The organism is Vagococcus acidifermentans (assembly GCF_003987655.1).
Classification (GTDB): Bacteria; Bacillota; Bacilli; order Lactobacillales; family Vagococcaceae; genus Vagococcus_B; species Vagococcus_B acidifermentans.
The window spans coordinates 124,513-142,463 of sequence record NZ_NGKC01000005.1; the positions used below are offsets into that span (position 1 = coordinate 124,513).

At 43.2% G+C, this 17,951-nt stretch carries 12 protein-coding genes; 8 read left to right on the forward strand and 4 right to left on the reverse strand.

The window, feature by feature from the left end; all coding sequences use genetic code 11:
- Nucleotides 1–221: 221 nt before the first annotated feature.
- The 3 genes from CBF27_RS06170 (at nt 222) to CBF27_RS14350 (ending at nt 3,992) form a co-directional block, all read left to right on the forward strand.
- Complete coding sequence (locus tag CBF27_RS06170) at nt 222–1,451, forward strand: FAD-dependent oxidoreductase (RefSeq protein WP_126813446.1); 1,230 nt, start codon at nt 222–224, stop codon at nt 1,449–1,451.
- Complete coding sequence (preA, locus tag CBF27_RS06175) at nt 1,451–2,698, forward strand: NAD-dependent dihydropyrimidine dehydrogenase subunit PreA (protein WP_126813447.1); 1,248 nt, start codon at nt 1,451–1,453, stop codon at nt 2,696–2,698. Before CBF27_RS06170 ends, preA begins: the two co-directional genes overlap by 1 nt.
- 292 nt (nt 2,699–2,990) lie before the next feature.
- A complete protein-coding gene (locus CBF27_RS14350; RefSeq protein WP_245985978.1) occupies nt 2,991–3,992 on the forward strand; it encodes a DUF4767 domain-containing protein in 1,002 nt (333 codons plus the stop codon).
- Nucleotides 3,993–4,257: 265 nt separating this feature from the next.
- Here CBF27_RS14350 and CBF27_RS06185 read toward each other — a convergent pair whose 3' ends face one another.
- Nucleotides 4,258–5,112 (reverse strand): LysR family transcriptional regulator, encoded by an 855-nt coding sequence (locus CBF27_RS06185; RefSeq protein WP_126813448.1) that lies wholly within the window; start codon nt 5,110–5,112, stop codon nt 4,258–4,260.
- 84 nt (nt 5,113–5,196) lie between these two features.
- On the opposite strand from CBF27_RS06185, the gene CBF27_RS06190 reads away from it, so the two are divergent.
- The 3 genes from CBF27_RS06190 (at nt 5,197) to CBF27_RS06200 (ending at nt 7,493) form a co-directional block, all read left to right on the forward strand.
- Entirely contained in the window at nt 5,197–5,742 is a 546-nt protein-coding gene (locus CBF27_RS06190; protein ID WP_170175018.1) for a chromate transporter, read from the forward strand.
- Nucleotides 5,739–6,269, forward strand: a complete 531-nt coding sequence (locus tag CBF27_RS06195; RefSeq protein WP_126813450.1) for a chromate transporter — start codon at nt 5,739–5,741, stop codon at nt 6,267–6,269. The genes CBF27_RS06190 and CBF27_RS06195 overlap by 4 nt, the downstream gene beginning before the upstream one ends.
- A gap of 261 nt (nt 6,270–6,530) precedes the next feature.
- Complete coding sequence (locus CBF27_RS06200; protein ID WP_211334623.1) at nt 6,531–7,493, forward strand: AraC family transcriptional regulator; 963 nt, start codon at nt 6,531–6,533, stop codon at nt 7,491–7,493.
- A 469-nt stretch (nt 7,494–7,962) separates the two neighbouring features.
- Here the strand turns inward: CBF27_RS06200 and CBF27_RS06205 are convergent, their stop codons facing one another.
- Nucleotides 7,963–8,223, reverse strand: coding sequence for a metal-sensitive transcriptional regulator (locus CBF27_RS06205; RefSeq protein ID WP_126813452.1), 261 nt, complete (start codon nt 8,221–8,223; stop codon nt 7,963–7,965).
- 355 nt (nt 8,224–8,578) lie between these two features.
- Between CBF27_RS06205 and CBF27_RS06210 the strand changes: the two genes are divergently transcribed.
- Nucleotides 8,579–11,041, forward strand: coding sequence for a CoA-disulfide reductase (locus CBF27_RS06210; RefSeq protein WP_126813453.1), 2,463 nt, complete (start codon nt 8,579–8,581; stop codon nt 11,039–11,041).
- Nucleotides 11,042–11,245: 204 nt separating this feature from the next.
- Here the strand turns inward: CBF27_RS06210 and CBF27_RS06215 are convergent, their stop codons facing one another.
- The gene (locus CBF27_RS06215; protein ID WP_126813454.1) at nt 11,246–12,832 is read right to left on the reverse strand and encodes an L-serine ammonia-lyase, iron-sulfur-dependent, subunit alpha; all 1,587 of its coding nucleotides are present in this window, start codon (nt 12,830–12,832) and stop codon (nt 11,246–11,248) included.
- A gap of 152 nt (nt 12,833–12,984) precedes the next feature.
- The gene (locus CBF27_RS06220; RefSeq protein WP_126813455.1) at nt 12,985–13,971 is read right to left on the reverse strand and encodes an ornithine cyclodeaminase family protein; all 987 of its coding nucleotides are present in this window, start codon (nt 13,969–13,971) and stop codon (nt 12,985–12,987) included.
- A gap of 557 nt (nt 13,972–14,528) precedes the next feature.
- Between CBF27_RS06220 and CBF27_RS06225 the strand changes: the two genes are divergently transcribed.
- Complete coding sequence (locus CBF27_RS06225; protein ID WP_126813456.1) at nt 14,529–17,924, forward strand: Cna B-type domain-containing protein; 3,396 nt, start codon at nt 14,529–14,531, stop codon at nt 17,922–17,924.
- Nucleotides 17,925–17,951: the final 27 nt, after the last annotated feature.

The following is a 17,951-nucleotide window of genomic DNA, read 5'->3' on the forward strand; positions in this document are numbered from 1 at the left end:
GCAGATTTTTCCTATCCATAGGCACACTTGTGTAAGCGCTTGAAACGGATGAGGATAAGGAGTATAGTGATGATATACTGGCAATTGGATGGTTGGAAAAAGATTTCTAGTTGATGAAAAGAAAAAAGTCTGACGCTGCATCTTCATGTGAAGTTGTGAACAATTAGTGATGCGATAAGAAACAATCGGTTAACAATTTGACGCAGAAAGGATGTCGAGCGATGAATCAAAAATATTTAAACGAGGCAGAAACAGCATATACCATACAAACGGTCATGGAAGAAGCACAAAGATGCCTGCTCTGTCTTGATGCACCGTGCTCGGAAGCGTGTCCCGCGAAAACCGACCCCGGCAAATTTATTCGAAGCGTGCGCTTCCGAAATTTTAAAGGGGCAGCGGAAACGATTCGTGAAAACAATGCGCTGGGAGCTGTCTGTGCAAGAGTGTGTCCCACAGAAAAATACTGTCAGTTAGGATGCAAGAGAAGCGGTATAGACGAGCCGATTAATATCGGCGGGATTCAACAGTTTGTGACTGACTTTGAACAAAAAGCCAACATGACGATTTTGGAACAAGGAAAGAAAAATGGTAAAAAAGTGGCAATTGTCGGCAGCGGTCCTTCCGGTTTGCAAGCGGCAGCTTCTCTGCTGCAATTAGGTTATGATGTCCATATCTATGAAAAGCAAGCCGAAGCAGGCGGATATCTTAAATATGGTATTCCGGAATATCGTCTGCCAAACGCGATTGTTGATTATGAAATCGAAAGAATCACGGCTTTGGGCGCCGACATCACATGCGGTGTAACGATAGGAAAAGATATGCCGCTGGACGAATTGAAAGAGATATATGATGCGGTTTTAATTGCCATAGGAGCAGGGGCAGGCAAAGTGCTGCCGCTTTTTGAAAACAACCCGCTCGTTGAAACAGCAGTCGAATTTTTAGCCGATGTCAAGATGAAGCGGGGGAACATTCAGTTGCCTGAAAATGTGCTGGTCATCGGCGGCGGAGATGTCGCGATGGACGTCGCCACGACACTGAAATTGCTGAATGTGCCGAACGTGACGGATATCGTCTATGAAGAATTTTCCGAGTTTCTCGCGTCCAAAAAAGAGCTGGCAGGAGCTCAGGAACAAGGTGTCACCATTATTGACGGTTACGTCCCGGAAGAGGTTTCGGGTAATCAAGTCACCTTTAGGCACCGGAAAATCGACAGTCAGATAGTTATTAAAGCCGATAAAATCATTCTGGCGGTCGGACAGATTGTCAGGGACGATAACTTGGGGATAGAAATCATTCATAACGAGACGGCATTTGCCGGGTATCAGTCGCCGGATGAAAAAATATTTGTGACAGGCGATATTGTTCAAGGGGATAAAACAGTTGTTTGGGCAGTTCAAAAAGGCAAAGAAGCCGCTCAGGCAATCCATCATGCGTTGGGAGGCGACAAGTAATGATAAAAAAAGATTTGTCCGTGACGTTTTTAGGTGTCCGCTTCGAAAATCCTTTCTGTTTGTCTTCCTCTCCAGTGGGCAATTGTTACGATATGTGTAAAAAAGCGTATGACGAAGGCTGGGGCGGTGTTGTTTTCAAAACCATCGGACCAGAGCATTTTCTGATTGATGAAGTTTCGCCGAGATTTGCGATGTTGGAGAAGGAAAGCACACCATTTATCGGCTTTAAAAACATGGAGCAAATTGCTGAACACACGCTGGAAGAAAATTTGGCAGACTTGCGGCGCCTGAAAGCAGACTATCCTGAAAAAGTGCTGATTGCATCCATTATGGGAACCAACGAGGAAGACTGGGTTGAGCTTGCCCGCTTGGTAACGGAAGCCGGCGCAGACATGATCGAAATGAACTTATCCTGCCCCCAGATGACATCACATGCCATGGGGTCTGACGTTGGCGCCAATCCGGATTTATGCCGCAAATATAGTGCTGCGGTCAAGCGTGGTTCGAGTTTGCCGATGATGGCCAAGATGACACCAAACGTCACTGATATGGTCGAAGTAGCAAGAGCCAGTCTAGACGGCGGTGCAGATGGTATCGCCGCTATCAATACAGTTAAATCCATTACAAATTTGGATTTGGAACGTAAAGTAGGACTGCCGGTCATCAATGGCAAGTCGTCTATTTCCGGGTACTCAGGAAAAGCAGTCAAACCGATTGCCTTGCGGTTTATCCAACAGTTGCGAGTAGCTGACGGCTTATCAGATTTGGCTATTTCCGGCATTGGCGGCGTTGAAACATGGGAAGATGCTGCGGAATTTATCTTGCTTGGTGCCACTACCGTACAAGTCACCACTGCTGTCATGCAGTACGGGTATCGTATCATCGAAGATTTGACAAATGGCCTCATGCATTATATGGACGAACAAAACGTTGATTCTCTTGAAGAGTTAATCGGTTTGGCCAATAAACAGATTATTCCGGCCGAGGAGCTGGACCGCGACTATAAAGTATACCCGGAAATCGACTTGGAGAAATGCATTAATTGCGGTCGCTGTTACATTTCCTGCTATGACGGTGCCCATCAAGCAATCGACTGGAACGAGGAAACACGCGAACCGACGTGTAATAAAGAGAAATGTGTCGGCTGTCACCTCTGTGCGCTGGTTTGCCCGGTCAATGCCATCAGTATGGGAGAAGTAGTGATGAAACCGGGACGTGTAGGGAATCCGGCGGGAAAGATTGTTTAGGTGTTTTTGCGACAAACAGGGGCATTTCCTCTATACGAATATAATTTCCTATTTGACGCTGGCAAACAAAAGTGCCAGCGTTTTTTGTATCATAAAACTTTAATCTGAAAAACAACTTTTACTTTAGAAATCGTACGACTTCCAGAATAAACAATTATCATTGCTAACATCAAGATTTTAATCAGAAATACACCACATCACTCCTCATTATTTTGATATACTTAACTTAACCATAACAAATCTGGCAATACACTCAGGTTTGTTCAAATAACGACTACTTGGAGTGATTATAATGAAGAAGAAGCCACTGGTGTTGTTAGGAGTTGCCGCGTTTCTTATACTGTGCGGCTGCAGTTCCAAAAAACCGACCCAAACCAGTACGGAACGAAGCATTCAGGACACATCTGTCAGCACAACTGAAACAAAAGAAGCAGCGAAGGAAAAACAGCCGTTTGACAAACTTTCTCAGGCAACTCAAATTGTCCTGTACGCAGACACGGTTGACAATCGTGTGCGGGATTATCCTGGTTTGGAAGGACTATTGCTCTCATATCAGATGGTTGGCAACGACCTCTATTTTCAAATAAGCAGTGGTGCCGGCTCCGGCCATCCGGTCTATCATTTAGCTGTCGATGAGCAGGGGATTCGGCCTTTGCAAGCTGTAAGCTATATGGGCGCAGCCAACGGATATGAAGAAGTAGCCGTCACTAATGAACATATAGCGAAAGATAAAATGTTTCAAGCATACGAGGAGAATCAGGCAAATATCGACAAAGCAACGCAGAAGGTTGAAGCGTCAGACAATATGAAATCTTTGTTTGAAGAACAGCTGGCTTACGTTGATGCCAAAAAAGCAGGCGGGGCGCTGTGGGATGCGAACAAGTCCCAAAAACTTGCGACATTCATGGCAGATTGGGGACAACGGATGGACCAGAGCTACAAACAATACTCTCCAACCAACAATGTGGATTTATACGGTCTAATGTTACCTGCTGCTGTACTTGGTAACGGTGGTGACTGGCAGGCGGCTATCGGCGATAATCCGATTCAGCTGCAATGGTCAGAAACAGGGGCAACAGATTCTGGCTATGCTCTGGTTGCGGTTTATTCAGATGCAGAAAGCCAGCCCTATTTGAAGCAACACGTTTACTTCTTTACTCTACGTTCTGACGGGACACCGTCAGTGCTTGTGACCATGCAGAATCAAGGCAATGAGTTCAATTATTTGTATTTTAACGAATCTGAAAACGCGGAGCTTGTAAAAGGGTTTGCTGATATTGTTGCGGGGAATTAATAGGTGTGTTTATTTTTTTAAAAGTAACTCAACGCTATTAGAGATGCTTTGACAATTTGTATGAAACTCATTTATTATAAATATGCTTGTATACATACTGAATAAAGAGTAGCTAACCAGCCGTTTTTTAGGGGAAAGCTACTCTTTTTTTTATAGATACCTCGCTTAGTCAAGCGATACTTGCAGTTCAAATTTTGATTGCAACAGTGCTATCTCCCCAGTTTGCCAGTCGCCAAAACAGTTGTTGGCTGCTCTTTGACGTGCGTCATTCCTCCATACCCCGCATCATAAACTTCAAAAATGACTGCACCCTGTAGTCATCTTTCTTAATAGTTTTGACAATCATTCCGTATTTCTTTTTAAACGTTTTGTCTGTGAGTTTCAAAATGACGAGTTTATTTTCCTTGACGGCGTCAGCGATGGCTTCTTGTGGCAGCAGTGCGATTCCTTGGTGGCATAAAGCAGCTTGTTTTAACGCCCCGTTGCTTGAAGACTCCCATTTCTTATAGGCACTGATCTGTTCTTCTTGAAAGTAGCTGTCTATCAGACGTCTGTATGTACTGCCCCGTTCCCGTATCAAATAAGCATCAGACGGCAAGTCCTTCCGCCGTGCCATATAAGTGGGGCTAGCCACAAAGTGCAGGTCAAATTCACCCAAGGGGTAATAGCTATAGTCCCTTTCATCAATGCTCCCTTCAATAAAGGCGATGTCCAGTTCATTATTGGCCATTTTTTCTTGAATCGTTTTCATGTTGTTGCAGTAAACGTCCACGCTGGCGTTTGTATCATGCTCATAAGCTTGAATCATATCAGCCAAGAGATACGCTGCGATAGTCAAGGAGCTGCCAATCCGCAGGTGAATCGCCGCGTGGGTAAATTCATAAAATGCGTCATCATACGCCTGGATAATTATTTTTGCGTGGTCTAAAAATTTATAGCCGTTATCACTCAAAATGAGCTGACGACCGATGCGGTGAAAGAGCTTGGTCTGCAGTGCAGCTTCCAAATCTTTGATGCCTTGTGTAATTGCCGGTTGTGTGATGTGCAAACTGAGCGCCGCTTTTGATGCAGTTCCTTCCGTGCAAATAGCCAAAAACATTTTAATTTTATCAATCGTCATATAACCACCTCTTATACATTATATAATATTTTATAAATTTTATTAATAAGAAAAATGACGTATAATTCTTGTGGAGAGTGTGACATGAAACGGTTTATGACGATATTCAAATTATTTGCTCTGGCAAGTACACTGACATTTTCAGGCGGTTTGGCCACGGTGCCGATGCTCCATGAGGAAATTGTCATAAAAAGAAATGAGATGAGCAGTGAAAGTTTTTATCATTATGTGAGTTTGGGACAAACGATGCCCGGTGTGCAAGTTGTTAGTGTTGCCTGTTTGTTAGGATATAAAATCAACGGGCGCTGGGGCAGATACGCCGCAAGTTTAGGAGCGATTGCCCCGGTGCTGGTGATTATGACAGCTTTGACGGCAGCGTATCGCCTTCTTCCCCAGACCGGGATTATTGTTTATGTGATGAGTGCGTTCAGGGCAACTGCCGGCGTATATATTTTGGAAGCTGTTTTGGGTATGTACCCGCATGTTACGAACGGCAAGAAGAAATTAAAATTCATCGTGCCGCTCGTTGCCGTAATGCTAGCTTTTTTGCCGATTTCCAGCGTGCTGATTCTCATCGTGTACGGCGTGTTAGCAGTTATTTCCGTGTGGTTGGGAAAGGATTTGTTATGATAAGACTGATTTGGATTTTTTTGAAGATTGGATTTTTAGGATTTGGCGGCGGCTATGCAATGTTGTCGCTGATTTTTAAAGACGCTTTGTCGCTAGGGCTGACCATGCAGCAATTTACTGATATGAATACGCTGGATTTATTGGCTCCAGGGCCGATTGCAGTCAACTCTGCAACATATGTCGGCTATATGACCTTTGGTTTGGTTGGCGGATTGGTTGCAACATTAGCAGTCTGCACTTCATCATTCGTCTGCTCAGCCTTGTTTTTGAAATATGAAACAACCATTGTAAACAATATATATTTAGAAAAAATGCTTCAATATTTAAAAATCGCCGCAGTATCAATGATCGCTTCCGTGGCGATTTCGCTGCTTTCTGATTCCCTGTTCAGTAGCGAGTTGCCTGTGGTTTCCATCGTATCAATGGTGACTGTGTCACTATTGCGTTTTCGCTATAAATTAGCTGTGATTCCCAGCTTGGCAGTCGTCGGAATGGTTGGGTGTCTGTTGTATGTGTGTGGTGTTTAGAGTATATTTTACGTAGAAAAGTACACCTTGATGACTGTGCCGTTGAGGAAACGGTTGATTTATCTAGCAGCTTTTGCTCAAAAGGGAAACAACTTTTTTCGGTTATATTTTGGTATTAAGTGATAATATTGCGACATTATTAGCTCAAATAATCAAACCAAGCGCAAACCTTACATTATCCAACAGCAGATGTAAGGTTTTTCCCTATTTTTTTTGGTACGATGTTAGCAGGACATATGCTTATTTTGTCTGCAAAGTAGATTGCCAATAGATAAGCAAACTACCGGTGCACCAGCGGAGCATGTGTATAATCTGGCTGATGGACGCGGTATAGTACCTGTCAAAAAAGGAGAGTTTGTTATGGAAAATATTGTGGATCGCTTTAATGATATAGTTGCATTCATTGAGGAGCATCTGACTGAAAAGATTGATTATGAAGAGATGGGGAAAAACGTCGGCTACTCTCCTTATCACCTTCAAAGACTTTTTTTAATGCTGTCAAATGTGCCGATTTCAGAGTACATACGTTGCCGGCGACTCGCTTGTTCTGCGCATGATTTGCTGGATGAAAACAATCGTGTGACAGACATTGCATACAAATATGGGTATAGTTCACCCACATCATTCAACCGGGCATTTAAAGCTTTTCACGGTATCACACCAAAAGATATCAAAAAGAAAGAACATTTTGTGAAGGCATATCCGCCGTTAAGTCTGGAAGTGACCGTTAAAGGAGCGGCAGTACTTGACTACAAAATAGTGCGTACAGAGTGTTTTCGTATTATTGGAAAGAAAATCCGGACAACCATGAAAGAGGGGAGAAGCTATCGTGAAATCCCGGCCTTCTGGGGAGAGCTTCAAATGAACAAGGTTATTCCGAGCATTCTGTCCCACATGAATCAAGCGCCGGTTGGCTTGCTGGGAATCAGTGACTATAATCCTAACATAGACGATAGTAAATTTGATTACTATATCGGTGTCTCCAGCACTCATGAGGCTGGAGAAGGTTGGCATGAACTTACGATTGCAGCCGCTACTTGGGCGACTTTTAAGCATCAGGGGGCGACGCCGGAAGAAATCCAAGCATGTCAATGCCAGATTGTCATGGACTGGCTACCGACAAGCGGGTACGAATTTGCAGCAGGTCCAGATTTGGAAGTTTATGGGGAAGACAATACGATTGAAACATGGATTCCCGTGACAAGGATTTTAGATGAAGGTTAGAGTATGGAAAAATGCAGGACACATGAAGTCCGCTGCTTTTGTCAAATTAAAAATGACGCCGAGAAATTTTCTTGGCGTCATTAACTTTCTGCATCATATCGCTGAAAACTGACACGGTCAATTGTGAATAAAACAATTTTCCCAAATAGTCATTTTCACCGCTGATATTTTTCCTGCTTGCTATTAAACTATCAAAAAGCATATGTCAGCTCGATAGCGTAATATCCGGCAAGGTTGGTTATCGAAAACATACCCATTTTTGAAGATGTGATGCAATAAAATCATCCTTTTGTTTGAAGTGTATTTTCTTCTATGGCCTAAAAACAAGTCAGCACTTTATTTTATCGGGTTGTTAGCGTTATATGTAAAGGTGACTCTAAACGCATTTTTTGACACGATACAGCTGGCAATCGTTGGTTTGCAATGCTCTTTATTCATCGCGTTATCACGTTCAATTTTCAAAGTTCTGCTATTTTTTTACGATTAATTTTACAGCTTGTGCGATTTTTTTATGTTGAAGGTCTGCATCCGCTTCAGGGTTTTCCAGACAGTTTTTCAAATTTTCTGCCACAATCAGGCCCATGATATGGTCTACGCTGGAACGCACCGCGCTTAACTGCGTGATAACATCCACACATTCTTTTTCCTCTTCAATCATTTTTTGAATGCCCCGCAGCTGTCCTTCTGTTCTTTTCAGCCGATTTAAAATTGCTTTATCACAAGACGCCATTGTCATCCCTCCTTCCTAGGAGAACATATCAGTAAAATACGTACTATACCTTCTCTGATTGTACCTTATTATAAAGGTACTGTCTAAACAGTAGCATACCCTCTTTGGTATTTTGAAACTTTTGACTAGTTATAAGAACAATAGACCGGCTGATTTATTGCTTTATCCATCTGTAATCCTGCCTAATTTACTTTTGAGCATAAAACGCCTCTTGAAATACCTAACGGGGTATATTAAACTATACATAAAGCGGTTATCATCAATTAAGACATTGAGTGATGATACCTGCAGCAAAATTAATTCAACTTTTAATACCTATACAGGGTATAGACTTTATGTCAGAAGGAGCTGTATCATGAAGAAAAAAATTGTAATCATCGGCGGAGTAGCTGGTGGCGCAACGGCAGCAACAAGATTGAGAAGGTTAAATGAAAAAGATGACATTATTTTGTTTGAAAAAGGCGAATACATTTCTTTTGCCAATTGTGGTCTTCCTTATCATGTGGGCGGCACTATCAAAAACCGGGAGGACTTGCTGTTACAGACAGTCGACGGTATGTCAGAACAATACGGTTTGGATATCCGCAATTTTTCAGAAGTGACGGCCATCAATCCGGATAAAAAATCTGTTTCTGTCAAAAACCATCAAACAAATGAGACCTATGAGGAAACCTTTGACCAGCTGATTATCTCAACAGGAGCAAAGGCGATCGTGCCGCCTATAGACGGGCTGGATGAAGCTGACAATGTCTTTAGCCTGAGAAATATTCCTGACATGGATAACATAAAAAAATATATCGCAGATAAGCAAGTCAAAGAAGCTGCCATTATCGGTGGCGGTTTTATCGGGCTGGAGATGATGGAAAATTTAGTTGAATTGGGTATTCATGTCCATCTGGTGGAAATGTCTGATCAAGTCATGCCGAATATTGATTTCGAGCTGGCGCAGATTTTACATGCGCAAATCGATTTGCACGGTGTCGACCTGACATTATCGGATGGCTTGAAAGCTTTTCAACAGCAAGGGAAGAAATTACTCTTAAATAGCGGTAAAACTATTTCAGCTGATATGACAATCTTGTCAATCGGTGTCGCTCCGGAAAGCACACTGGCTAAAGAAGCCGGCATCGAACTAGGCTTACGGGGATCAATCAAAGTCAATGATAAGCTGGAAACGAGTATTCCGGATATTTATGCCATTGGTGATGCTATTGAAGTGACAGATTTTGTCAATGGGCAGCCGACCCTTATTCCGCTTGCCTGGCCGGCCAATCGACAAGGGCGGCTGGTTGCAGATATCATTAACGGCATTGACGCAGTTTATCAGGGAACCCAAGGCACGTCAGCCGCGAAAATCTTTGAACTGACGGCAGCTTCCACAGGAAATTCGGAGAAAACTCTGAAACGTTTGGGCATACCTTATCACAGTATCCATATTCACCCGAACTCTCATGCCGGGTATTATCCCGGGGCCAGTCCGATTGCGTTGAAGCTTTTATTTGGAACAGACGGTAAAATCTTGGGTGCACAAGGCGTCGGGACGGAAGGTGTCGACAAGCGGATTGATGTCATTTCAACAGCGATGAAGTTTGGTGCCGCTGCGCCGGATTTGGCAGCTGTCGAACTGGCTTATGCCCCTCCTTACTCCAGCGCTAAAGATCCGGTCAACATGCTGGGGTATACAGCTGACAATATCATGTCGGGAAGAGTAGAAACAGTTTCTTGGCAGGAAGTGGACCAGTTAATAGCAGAAGGTGCGTATTTACTGGATATCCGCGAAGACTTTGAACGGGCTACTGGAGAACTGCCTAACAGTCATTTTATTCCGCTGTCACAATTAAGGCACCGCTTGGAAGAATTACCGCAAGACCAGCCGATTTATGTCTATTGCCAAGTTGGGTTGCGCGGGTATAATGCGGCGAGAATCCTGATGCAAAACGGCTTTGTTGCGAAAAATATCGATGGCGGGTACAAGACGTATAAACAGGCTCACTATCAAGTGAAGAAGAGAGAACCATTGATAGCTAAACAACCATCACCAAAAACTGCACAGAAAACCAATGAAGCCGTTGAAACCATCCAAGTAGATGCTTGCGGCTTGCAGTGTCCCGGTCCGATATTGAAAGTGAAAGAAGCCATTGATCACATGGAAGAAGGACAAAAATTAGAAATTCAGGCCAGTGACTTCGGCTTTGTTGCAGATATTGAAGCGTGGAGTAAAAATACCGGAAATACGTTAGTAGAGAACCGACTTGAGGGAAATAAAGTAAAGGCGACAATCATTAAAGGACTAGGAGCAGAAAGTCCGGTCAAAGTCCCAAACCGGCTGCCGGAAGAAGGTGTACTTCACGAAACAAAAGAAGGCGCAACGATGGTCGTTTTCAGCGGTGACATGGATAAAGCATTGGCGTCAATGATTATTGCCAGCGGTGCAGCCGCTATGGGTAAAAAAGTCACCATCTTCTTTACCTTCTGGGGGTTAAGTATTTTGAAAAAAGAAAAAATCAAAAAAAGCGGACTGGCCAAGATGTTTGACATCATGCTGCCAAACGGAGCAACTAAGCTTCCGCTATCTAAAATGAATATGGGCGGACTCGGTGCTAAAATGATGAAATCCGTAATGAAGCAAAAGAACGTCGACCCTCTACCGGAAATGATAACTAAAGCGAATGAATTGGGTGTCAAATTTGTTGCATGTACAATGAGTATGGACATCATGGGAGTCGAACGTGCCGAGCTCTTTGACTTTGTGGAGTACGGCGGTGTTGCCGCTTATCTAGGGGATGCTGAAGGGGCAAACTTGAACTTGTTTATTTAGCAAGGCAGATTTTGGGTGCTTCCTGGGAATCGTCTGCAACGAGTAACTCATTGCTGCGTTTTTGCCGCTTATGATGAAATCCTATGACTTTTTTGTTATGTTTTACAATTCAGGTTTTGAAAAAGGAACGACATCGTTTTATGATGTCGTTCCTTAATTTGTGTTGCATAGGCCGGTGTGTGGCAAACACCTTTTTCTGTCTTATTATGAACAGCACCCCATTGCGCATCCTAATTGCTCTGCAATTTTTAACCCGCTTTTTGTTTGAGCCAGTCCTGCTAAACCAGTACATCTTAATTCAGAAGGAATCATTCGGCCGACTTTATTGAAACTGTCAATCGTTTCGTCCAGCGGGATAACCACGTCAAATCCAGCTAATGACATATTAGCTGCTCCTAACGCATTTAAACCGCACATAACATTTTTTCCTAGGCAAGGCACTTCCACTCTCATGGCGACAGGGTCGCAAACCATTCCGAAAACATTTTGTAAAGCCATAGATGCCGCATCCACGGCCTGTTGAATAGTGCCGCCCATCAATTGTACCAGTGCTCCAGCTGTCATACCTGATCCCGACCCGCACTCCGCCTGACATCCGGCTACTTCAGCTGCAAATGTAGCATATTCTGCAATAAAAACGCCAATCATGCCGGACGCAAGTATAGCACGGACCAGCTCATCTTTCGACTTATGGTAATATTCACTCACTGCAATAACAGTCCCCGGCAGTGCGCCGCATGAGCCTGCCGTCGGAGCAGCAACAAAAACATGCATTGAACTTTTGACTTCCATCATTGCGGAAATATAACCAATAATTTGGGCATTCAAATCGCCGCCAATCATCTTGTCACGTGCTTCAAGTATTTTATGAGACTGGTAGCCTAAGATTCGGTCATCATAGCTGGTGCCGGCTACCCCTGTTTTAATTCCCTCAGTCATAATATCAACGATCCGCACCGCTTTTTGATATACCTCGTCCTCAGAAATATTCCCGCGAACGCTTTCATATCTTAGCGCCATATCCGCTAAGTCGAGATTTTCCTTGTTGGCGATGTCAATCATTTCTTCAGCCGTATAGAAAGGAAGATGAGGGACCTTCTGTGACATGACCGGCAGTACTGGATCAAATGCGATAACCGACTCGACAGTCATCTGCTCAGATAACCAAGCCAATTTTTCATCCTCAATTGGCTGATGTGTTTTAATATTTAGCACTGTCTGCTTACCTGCTTGATGTATTGACACGGAACAGAATTTGTCAATGTTTTGTTCCAGCAGACTGTCCATCTCACTGTCTGAAATAGACACATCATGCCCAAAAATCAGCGTCTCATAAAAACCGCCCTGAATAGAAACAGCTGCCCCATTAATTTCGGTAAACTCAATCATGCCGCCGCCAACTGACAAGGCTGTAGCATCAACGCTTTCATCTTGATCTGATTTGATAGTCATCTTGTATGTATTAGGGTGGGTTGCACCATAAGGAACGATTCTAAAATTGACTTCCATCCCGTTATTTTGTGCGATGGTGATGGAGTTAAGCAAATCTTTATCAGTTGGATCCATGCCAAGCAACCCGCCGACTAAACCGACATCTGAACACTGACCGATATAACTCGCTGCTAACGACCCTTCAGGATCAAAATCAGCCTGAAAGAAGATGATATTCCCTTTTACCATCTGAGCCAAAGCACGTCCAATCCTAACCGAGGCTGCTGTATGTGAGCTTGATGGTCCTACCATGACCGGACCCAATACATCATTGAAAATGCTTGCATGTTCTTTAACCATTATCAAAGACCTCCTTCATTTTTTCAAAAGTCGCTGCTGATTATGTAGTGGTGCAATCTTTCAGCAGTAAATTTCCCTTCCCGAATTTGCAAACAAGATTTACCACACCTTAAACATCATACGCTTTCGCTATCGTCCTACTTATCAAAAAGTTAAGACCATTCTGTCCCGACATGTTGTTCTCGTGCTTTATCAACAATCGTTTTAGCAGTTACCAAATCTTGTGTTCCGATGCCGACTGTTTTAAAAACAATGATTTCTTGCTCATTTTCACGGCCAACCAGATTGCCGAGTAAAACTTCCCCGATATCTCCGGTAAAATCATCCTTGGAGATGATGCCTTTTTCCAACGGAATCAAAATATCGCCGGCTTCTGACAAGACGGCTTCCTCTGAATCGAAATAAATTTTGGAAGCTCTTTCCAAAATAACAGGATCCATCTCTTGCATGTCGGGCTGGTATGAGCCGACGCAACTGACAGTCGCACCTTCTTTAACTTTTGTCCCATCGAAAACAGGTTTAGTAGAAGGCGTGACTGTAACGATCACATCTGCACCTGTAATGGCTTCATCAGAAGATGCGGCAGGAATGATTCGTGTGCCATAATGAGCTAATTCTTCAGACATTTTTTCTGAAAATTCTTTTGTCCGTTCATAGTTTAAGTCGTAAACACGCACAACCTCAAGCTTTCTTGTACACAGCATCGCTTCCAATTGAGTCGCAGCTTGCCCGCCAGTTCCAATCAAAGCGCCTTCTTTGGCATCTTTACGTGCGAACAATTCCAAAGCCACTCCAGAAGCTGCACCTGTTCTTAACTGTGTGACATACGTTCCGTCCAATAATGCGTTGACTATTCCTGTTTCCCCGTCAATCAATAAAACTTGTGCAGGAGCAGAAGGCAATCCTTTATCAATATTTTTCGGGAAAATGTTGACTACTTTTAAGGCAGCTGCGTCTAACTCTTCTACATACGCCGGCATGAATAAAAATGTGCCTTCCTGTTTCTCTGATACAATCTGTGTTCGTAACGGTACATCGCTTTTTCCTTGAGTAAACAATGTAAATGCCTGCTTATCAGCCTCAATAGCATCTTTCATAGAAAAGACTTGTTTGATATCATTTCTTGACAATAACAACATGTTAAATGACCTCCTTGTGATTTTTTGAGCAACTGTTCATAAACTGTTTTCCCCTTGAGTATAAAGTAAAAAATAGCTGAAAGCAATGTTGAACTTAAAAAGCTGGTTTTTGTATGTTAAAGATTTATAGACGTATGAAATAAAACTAATTCTGGAAAAATGATAATAAAAATAGGTGTCATTCTACTAACAGTTGAGAGCAACATCTCAGATGTTAGCGGCTCTTTTGTTTGATTCAGATATCGGAGATACAGGTTGTTAGCATCCCAGTATCAAACTGTTTTTTAACAATTCAAGAATGAAATGATTGCACACAATAAGATTCTTCAATGCCGAAAAACCATTCATATTTAGAAAAAATGTTGCTATAAAATAAAAGTTCCTTTAAAAAAAAGACTAAAAAAGCCGTTTTAGTGAGCAAAAAAAATGTTTTTTAACAAATAAAATACTATAATGTGTTTATGAAAAAACCATAATGGGTTAGGGGGTATAAAGCCTTTAAACACCACGTTAATCGAACAAAATAAAGTCGGGAAAGAAAGAAGGTATCAATCAATATGAAAAAAAATATATCAAAGTATCTGAGTTTGTTTGTTATATTAAACGCATTTATAACAACACCTTTAACTGGACTGGCGAAAACCAACGGGATAGTTGACAGTACAGAATATGCACAAACAGAAACAACCAATTCGGTTGCCGGTGCACAATCAGTTTGGACTGAAACAACAGCAACAGCGGGTTCCGTCGGACAAGAAAAAAGTGCTGAATCAACTTCCCAAAAGGCACCTGTTGAAAATGAAGGTAAACAAGTTGACACAGATGATTCCGCTACATTAAAAAGGACACAAACTGACCGAATACAGCAGTCGGAGTTTATTCAATCGGATGAACAACAAACACGGGCACCATCGGATTCTACTTATTCACAAGATTACGGCTTAAACTTTATCGTCGATGCGAATTTATACGATTCTAATGGAAATATTGTCAAAGAAACTACAGGAAACTCAAACAATAGTGCCAAATGGGATTTTAACATACCTAGCGGATCGAATGTTAAAGCAGGAGACACCGTGACTGTGGCTGTTCCTGAAATTTTTACTATACAGAAATCTGCCGACTTTGATTTGTTGGACAGCGGCGATCATGTCATTGGCAAAGCATCAGTCAATAAAGATACCAAAAAAATAGTAATCACATTTACTGAATATGTGGAAGAAAATACTAGGAATAATATTACGGGTAGTTTCAGTATTTTTGTGCTCTGGGACGTATCTAAAATCAAGAATGGCGCCAACAATACGATTGACTGGGGATTTAAAGAAACGAGTGTTTATCTTAAGGAAGTCGGTCCTGATACGCGGTTGTTAACAAAAAGCGGACGCTTGAGTGGAGATGACGACACTTTAATTAAGTGGACTGTTACGCTGAATAATAGCGGATTAGATATAACAAATGCTATCTTGGAAGATACTATCGGTAACGCTCAAAATTTTATGCCGGAAACCTTGTCCATTATATTTTTTAAATCAGATGGAACCATAGACCGTTATGAAAACGTAAATAAAACCACAGTTGATATCACCTATGACACCACAAGTTTTAAGATAGATTTTGGTGATATCCATAATAAAATTTTTATATACTATTCGACGCGGGCGACAGATGGCGGGGCATCCAAGTTCTATTCGAATAACATTGAATTTACTGGTGACAACATTCAGCCGCAAACTTTAGAGGCGTTTACCCCAGAGACAGGCGGGACTGGGACAGGTTATACACTAACTGATTTAATTGTAAAAAAAGTATGGGATGACAGTGATGACCAAGATGGCATACGTCCTGAAGATGTGGCAGTTCAATTGTATAAAGACGGCGAAGAAGAAGGAAGCCCTGTCGCTCTCAATAGTAATAATTCGTGGACGACATCATTTCATAACTTGGATATTAACGCTAAATATATAGCTAAAGAAATTAATGTGCCGGCCGGATACACGGAGAACTATGATATTACCATTGATGCCGACGGAGTGGGAGTCATTACGGTAACCAACAGTCACACACCTGAGGTCACGACAATCACAGGCAGCAAGGTCTGGGATGATCACGATAACCAAGACGGCAAGCGTCCGGAGTCGATTACGGTGAACCTGCTGGCCAACGGGCAAGTCGCAGCGAGTAAAGACGTCACGGCAGCCGATGGCTGGACATATGGATTTACAGATGTCCCGCAGTATCAGGCCGGTGAAGCCATCCGCTACACGGTAACCGAAAATGAGGTATCAGGCTACACGACCAGCATTGACGGCACAACAATCACTAACAGCTACACACCGGGTAAAACCAGTGTGACGGTCACAAAGGCCTGGGCAGACAACAACAATCAAGACGGCATGCGTCCAAACAGTATCCAAGTCCAGCTGTATGCCGACGGCAAAGCAGCCGGTGAACCGGTGACGTTAGCCGAACAGACAGATTGGACGTATACCTGGACAGACTTGGACCAAAAAGCCGGCGGTAAAGACATCAGTTACACGGTCAAAGAAATAACCGAAGTGGCAGGCTATACAACAGTCATTGATGATACAGACAAGGGCAATATCGTGATAACCAACAGCCACACACCTGAAGTCACCACAATCACAGGCAGCAAGGTCTGGGATGATCACGATAACCAAGACGGCAAGCGTCCGGAGTCGATTACGGTGAACCTGCTGGCCAACGGGCAAGTCGCAGCGAGTAAAGACGTCACGGCAGCCGACGGCTGGGCATATGAATTTACAAATGTCCCGCAGTATCAGGCCGGTGAAGCCATCCGCTACACAGTAACCGAAAATGAGGTATCAGGCTACACGACCAGCATTGACGGCACAACCATCACTAACAGCTACACACCAGGGAAAACCAGTGTGACGGTCACAAAGGCTTGGGAAGACAACAACAATCAAGACGGCAAGCGTCCAGACAGTGTCCAAGTCCAGCTGTATGCCGACGGCAAAGCAGCCGGTGAACCGGTGACGTTAGCCGAACAGACAGCTTGGACGTATACCTGGACAGACTTAGACCAAAAAGCCGGCGGTCAAGACATCAGTTACACAGTCAAAGAAGTGACCGAAGTGGCAGGCTATACAACAGTCATTGATGATACAGACAAGGGCAATATCGTGATAACCAACAGCCACACACCTGAGGTCACCACAATCACAGGCAGCAAGGTCTGGGATGATCACGATAACCAAGACGGCAAGCGTCCGGAGTCGATCACGGTGAACCTGCTGGCCAACGGGCAAGTCGCAGCGAGTAAAGACGTCACGGCAGCCGACGGCTGGACATATGAGTTTACAGATGTCCCGCAGTATCAAGCCGGTGAAGCCATCCGTTACACAGTAACCGAAAATGAGGTATCAGGCTACACGACCAGCATTGACGGCACAACCATCACTAACAGCTACACACCGGGTAAAACCAGTGTGACGGTCACAAAGGCCTGGGCAGACAACAACAATCAAGACGGCAAGCGTCCAGACAGTGTCCAAGTCCAGCTGTATGCCGACGGCAAAGCAGCCGGTGAACCGGTGACGTTAGCCGACCAGACAGCTTGGACGTATACTTGGACAGACTTGGACCAAAAAGTCGGCGGTAAAGACATCAGTTACACGGTCAAAGAAATAACTAAAGTGGCAGGCTATACAACAGTCATTGATGATACGGACAAAGGAAATATTATTATCACTAATATTCACACAACAAAGTTAACAAATCCCGGTCTGGATTCCGGTTTGGATTCTAAAAAATCCAACAATGGCAATCCAAAAGTGACTCCTTCAAATAAAACAAGTGTATTGCCGAAAACTGGAGAAGAAGCAACATTAATACCTGTATTATCAGGGATTTTATTGTCAGGATTTATTGCTTTTACAATGATAAAACGAAAAAAAACTGAACAATAATCATCCGCAAAAAAGGACAAGCAAAAG